We start from the raw sequence: 342 nt of genomic DNA on the forward strand, positions 1-342 counted from the left end.
GTGGCAGCGATCGGAGCTGGAATGGATATTTTTCAACCAAGCGGAAATATGGTCGTAGATATCGGTGGAGGTTCAACAGATGTAGCTGTATTGTCCATGGGTGATATTGTCACGTCTTCTTCCATTAAAATGGCTGGAGATAAATTTGATAGTGAAATTCTTCAGTATATTAAACGTGAATACAAGCTTTTAATTGGAGAGCGTACAGCTGAAAACATTAAGATTCAAATCTGTACGGTCTTCCCTGGAGCACGGAACGAATCAATGGAGATTCGTGGTCGTGATATGGTATCAGGATTGCCAAGAACGATTTCAGTCATTTCCGAGGAACTTGAACTTGCC

Annotated in this window: 1 protein-coding gene; it reads left to right on the top strand. The window is 41.5% G+C overall.

Annotated features, from left to right (window positions below; all coding sequences use genetic code 11):
• Nucleotides 1-342 (top strand): rod shape-determining protein (locus PZE06_RS27140; protein ID WP_275792259.1); only part of this gene is annotated, 342 nt, incomplete at both ends.

Source organism: Robertmurraya sp. DFI.2.37 (assembly GCF_029211245.1).
Taxonomy (GTDB): domain Bacteria; phylum Bacillota; class Bacilli; order Bacillales; family Cytobacillaceae; genus Robertmurraya; species Robertmurraya methanolica_A.